This window comes from Mesorhizobium sp. M2C.T.Ca.TU.002.02.1.1, assembly GCF_003997225.1.
This window is the reverse complement of the sequence record NZ_RZTO01000614.1, coordinates 1-3,828: the sequence shown is the minus strand read 5'-3', so window position 1 is coordinate 3,828 and position 3,828 is coordinate 1. Positions and strand designations below refer to the sequence as shown.

Sequence of the window (3,828 nt, the reverse complement as noted above, 5' to 3'; positions counted from 1 at the left end):
GTCCGACCTCGGCGGCATGCGGCTTCTGTTCGACCGGCTCCACGCCGAGCTCGCCCCGGACACGCCGCTAGGCCAGGCGGAGGCTACCGCCACCATACATCGACTGGTCGTGCAGGCTGCGAGCCAGGCAGGGCGCCAAAGCGGCGGCAGTGAGTTCCATCCGGATATCCGCGCCGCCGTCGAAGACCTGCGCGACCATGCTTTCGAGCCGATCGACTTCACCGCCTTTGCCTTGAGGTTCGACATGTCGCCGGCGACGTTGCGGCGCAGATTCGCGCTGCACACCGGCCTGTCGCCAAAATCATTCCAATTGCGCATCCGGCTCGACCGCGCCAAGCAACTGCTGGCGGCGACCGATTCGCCCGTCGAGGCCGTGGCGCAGGCTGTCGGGTTTGTCGACGCCTTCTACTTTTCCCGGCTTTTTCGGGGCCGGGAAAATTGCTCGCCGAGCGAGTTCCGTCGCCGCCACAGGAGGACATAAGCCGCCGCGCCGCTGGCGATTTGCCCCGGAAACCCCTGACTTTTTTAGGGAAGACCCCACTGCTACGGCGTGAAGTGGTTCACTTCGGCGAAATCCGCCTTCGCATAAGTTCTTGAATCGCATAAGCTTGTGCTTGGGTTAGGGGACATCAGGAGGGCTATTGGCACTTGTTGCCTCCAGCACGACGCGTCTGTGGACGCTGGTCGCGAAGGAGTTCTGGCGCAAGACGCGCCGGCGCCTTCGCGCTGGCCCGGTTTATCGCTGGCGCTATTCCGGCCGCACCCCCGAACGCGTCCTGATCGCCCCGCCCGACCTGCGGCTCGCCGATCCGCAGATCGCGCTGGAGATTTATTATGGCCGCTATCCGCTGTCCGGCCATATGGTCGAGACCGGCGGCACCTCGCCCTTCCAACTCGACGTGCCCAATCGCGGCTGGCAGAAATCGCTGCACGGCTTCCGCTGGCTGCGCCATATGCGCGCCACCGGCACCGAGCTCGCCGCCGCCAATGCGAGAGCCCTGGTGACCGACTGGATCGCCATGCACGGCAACCAGATTTCGGGCGTCGCCTGGGAGCCAGGCACGACCGCCAAGCGGGTGATCGCCTGGCTGCAGCATTCTTCGGTGGTGCTGCAAGGCGCCGAATTCCCCTTCTATCGCGCTTTCCTCAAATCGCTCGCCGTGCAGATCCGCTACCTGCGCTCGATGGCGCGCGAGATGCCGGATGGCGAGGCCAGGCTGCGCGCCCGCATCGCGCTCGCCTTCGCGGCGCTGTCGTTGCCGGCGCCGGCCTCGGCGCTGCGTGCCGCGACACGCAACCTTGCCGAGGAGCTCGACCGCCAGATCCTGCCCGATGGCGGCCACATCTCGCGCAAGCCGATGGCGGTGCTGGAACTGCTGGCCGATCTCCTGCCGCTGCGCCAGACCTATGCCAACCAGGCCGAGGCGCCGCCGGCGGCCCTGATCGGCGCCATCGACCGCATGCTGCCGGCGCTGCGTTTCTTCCGCCACCAGGACGGCAGCCTTGCCCGCTTCAACGGCATGGGCGCCACCATCCACGACCGCATCGCCACCATCATGCGCCATGACGACACGGTGGGCGCGCCGCTGTTGCACGCGCCGCATTCCGGCTATGAGCGCCTGTCGATGGGCGGCGTGACGGTGATCGCCGACACCGGCCTGCCGCCGCCTGTCGACGTCTCCAACGCAGCGCATGCCGGCTGCCTCGCCTTCGAGCTTTCCTCCGGGCGCCAGCACTTCATCGTCAATGCCGGCATCGACACCTACGGCGCCCCGGAATTCCGGCCGCTGGCCCGCGCCACCGCCGCGCACTCGACCGCGACGATCAACGACACCTCGTCGGCGCGCTTCAGCCACTCGCTGCGCGTCAGCGACCTTTTGGGCTCGCCCCTGATCGGCGGTCCGCAGCATGTGCCCTGCAAGCGCCTCGACCAGAAGGGCATGCAGGGCTTCGTCGCCCGCCATGACGGCTATGTCCAGCAATTCGGCTTCCTGCATGAGCGCGAGCTGAAGCTCGGCACGAACGGCAATGTGCTTGCCGGGCGCGACCGTTTCCTGCGCCCGGGCAATGCGGCGATTCGCAACAATGGCCGCGACTTCGTCACGGTGCGCTTCCACGTCCATCCCGACATCACCCTGCTGCAGGACGACCACGACCGGCTGACGCTTGCCGCCGCGCAGGGCGACAGCTGGGTCTTCACCTGCGCCGAAGTGGTGCCGGAGGTCGAGGAATCGATCTATTTCGCCGGCCTGAGCGGTCCGCGCCGCAGCCGGCAGATCGTGCTCGCCTTCAAGGCCTCGGAGATTGCCGAGGTCCATTGGCAGCTGACCCGCACCATTGTCGCCGGCTATCCCGAAAACAACTGAGCCTGCCCGGCAAACGCGGCTGCGCGCCTGACCCCAGATTCACTTGATTTCCGGGGCTCATATGCTAGGGCCGGCCAACGTCCCTTCCAACAGCTCTGAAAGGCCGCCCGCCATGGCCGTGCCCACGAAAAACATTCCGGCGCCGGATCTCGTTCCGGTGCGCCGCGCCCTGCTTTCCGTCTTCGACAAGACCGGCCTGATCGACTTCGCCAAGGCGCTCGCCGCTGCCGGCGTCGAATTGGTCTCGACGGGCGGCACGGCAAAGGCCATCGCCGAGGCTGGCCTTGCGGTGCGCGACGTCTCCGACCTCACCGGCTTTCCCGAGATCATGGACGGGCGGGTGAAGACCTTGCATCCGTCCGTGCATGGCGCGCTGCTCGGCATCCGCGACGATGCCGACCATGCCAAGGCCATGCGCGACCATCACATCGAGCCGATCGATCTCGTCGTCTCGAACCTCTACCCGTTCGAGGAGGTCCGCCGCTCCGGTGCCGGCTACGCCTCGATCGTCGAGAACATCGACATCGGCGGGCCGGCGATGATCCGCGCCTCGGCCAAGAACCACGCCTATGTCGCCATCGTCACCGACCCGGCCGATTATGCGTCGGTCGTCAACGCGCTGGAGATGAATCTTGGCTCGCTCTCGCTCGACTTCCGCAAGATGCTGGCGGCCAAGGCCTTTGCCCGCACCGCGACCTATGACGCGGCGATCTCGGGCTGGTTCGCCGAGGCGCTCGAGATCGAGCATCCGACATGGCGCGCTTTCGGCGGCCGGCTCGACCAGGTGATGCGCTATGGCGAGAACCCGCATCAGAGCGCGGGCTTCTACCTGTCGGGCGACAAGCGGCCGGGCGTGGCGACGGCAAGGCAGTTGCAGGGCAAGCAACTCTCCTACAACAACATCAACGATACCGACGCCGCCTTCGAGCTGGTCGGCGAGTTCGATCCCGTCCGCTCCGCGGCGATCGCCATCATCAAGCACGCCAACCCTTGCGGCGTCGCCGAAGGCTCATCGCTGAAGGCGGCCTATGCCAAGGCGCTGGCCTGCGACCCGGTCTCGGCCTTCGGCGGCATCGTCGCCATGAACCGCATCCTCGACGCCGAAGCGGCGGAAGAGATCGTGAAGACCTTCACCGAGGTCATCATCGCGCCCGACGCCACCGACGAAGCCGCCGCGATCGTCGCGGCGAAGAAGAATTTGCGTCTGCTGGTCGCCGGCGGCCTGCCCGACCCGCGCGCCGCCGGCACGACGGTGAAATCGGTGGCCGGCGGGTTGCTGGTGCAAAGCCGCGACAACGCCGTGGTCGACGACCTCGAATTGAAAGTGGTGACCAAGCGTGCGCCGACGCCGGCCGAGCTGGCCGACCTCAAATTCGCCTTCCGCGTCGCCAAGCACGTCAAGTCGAATGCCATCGTCTACGTGAAGGACGGAGCGACGGTCGGCATCGGCGCCGGCCAGATG

Annotated in this window: 3 protein-coding genes; all 3 read left to right on the top strand. The window is 66.9% G+C overall.

Annotation, left to right across the window (positions count from 1 at the left end; genetic code table 11):
• Positions 1-481: AraC family transcriptional regulator (locus EOD07_RS26120; protein WP_164772530.1), on the top strand; the 481-nt coding region annotated here is incomplete at its 5' end.
• A gap of 160 nt (positions 482-641) precedes the next feature.
• On the top strand, positions 642-2,366 hold the full coding sequence (locus EOD07_RS26115; protein WP_127237464.1) for a heparinase II/III family protein: 1,725 nt from the start codon (positions 642-644) through the stop codon (positions 2,364-2,366).
• 112 nt (positions 2,367-2,478) lie between these two features.
• A partial coding sequence (purH, locus tag EOD07_RS26110) for a bifunctional phosphoribosylaminoimidazolecarboxamide formyltransferase/IMP cyclohydrolase (protein WP_127237463.1) occupies positions 2,479-3,828 on the top strand: 1,350 nt, incomplete at its 3' end.